This is a genomic window from Mesorhizobium sp. P3_A9 (assembly GCF_056402975.1).
The window spans coordinates 1-1231 of the sequence record NZ_JBFUGJ010000694.1; the positions used below are offsets into that span (position 1 = coordinate 1).

2 protein-coding genes are annotated in these 1231 nt (G+C 64.2%); both read right to left on the reverse strand.

Features of this window, described 5'->3' with window-relative positions:
* A partial coding sequence (locus AC1DX0_RS36060) for an ABC transporter permease (protein ID WP_477359297.1) occupies positions 1-344 on the reverse strand: 344 nt, incomplete at its 3' end.
* A gap of 1 nt (position 345) precedes the next feature.
* Positions 346-1197 carry an ABC transporter permease gene (locus AC1DX0_RS36065; protein ID WP_477221419.1) on the reverse strand — a complete coding sequence of 284 codons (852 nt, stop codon included), beginning with the start codon at positions 1195-1197 and terminating at the stop codon, positions 346-348.
* Positions 1198-1231 lie beyond the last annotated feature (34 nt).

Sequence of the window (1231 nt, forward strand, 5' to 3'; positions counted from 1 at the left end):
CCGATGATGAGGTAGCTGACCGTCAGCGGCAGCGTGATCAAGCCGCGCAGCAGGCCCGAGCCCGGTAGCACGAAGCGCGCAAAGCCCCAGGCCGAGAGGAAGCCGAGCGTCACGGCGGTGGCTGAGGAAAGCGCCGCGACCATCAGTGAATTGACCAGCGCCGAGGTCAGCCGCGTGTCGGAGAGCACCGCCTCGTACCAGCGCAGCGAYGGRCCGGTGAAGGGCGGRATSGGGAAGGAGGTYGCCTGYAGCGARAACARYACCAGCACSACCACCGGYAGGAARATGAAGCCGTAGACGGCGAGCGCGTAGACCCAGGACGCGACACGGACAATCCTGCGCATCTCAGGCCCGCTCGATCTTCAGCCAGCGGGCGCAGGCGAGGTAGGCAATGGTGACCACCGCCATCAGGATGATCGACAGCGCCGAAGCAAGCGGAAAATCGCCGCGCCGGCCGATCTGCATCATCACCAGCTGCGGCATCAGAAGTTCGTTGTTGCCGCCCAGGATCTGCGGCGTGATGTAGTCGCCGATGCATAGCACGAAGGTMAGGAASGCGCCGACCATGATGCCGGGCAAKGTYAGCGGCAGSACGACATGCAGGAAGGTGCGCACCGGYCCGGCGCCGAGATCGGCGGCSGCCTTGCGRTAGCTYGGGCTGAGCTGCTTCARRTTGGCGAAGATGGTCAGCGTCAACAGCATGACGAAGAAATGCACGAAGCCGGTGACAGTGGCGAAGCGCGTATTGGCGAGTTGCAGCGGCTCGGTGATCAGGCCGGAACCGGTGAGCGCGCGGTTGATGACACCGTTCTGCGCCAGCACCAGCAGCCAGGAATAGGAGCGCACGACATAGGACGTCCAGAACGGCAGCACGGCCAGCATCAGGGCCAGCCGCTGCCAGCGTTCCGGCACCTGTTCGGCAAGAATCCAGGCGAAGGGATAGGCGAGCAGCACCGAAATCACGGTGACGATCGCCGTCACTTGCAGCGAGTTCACCATCGCCTGCCAGTAGGAGGGGTTGGTGAAAAACTGGCTGTAGTTGCCGAGCGTGAAGCCGCCGCCTTCATGCGCCGTCAGGCTCGAAAACCCCATGGCGATGAAAGGCAGCACGAAGAACAGCAGCGTCCAGCCAAGCGCTGGCGTGACCAGCGCCCAGGGCAGGGCACGGCCTGCCCGGCTGTTCCCGGTTGAGCTCACGGACGGCAACCGCTCATTTCGCCTGCAGCATTTC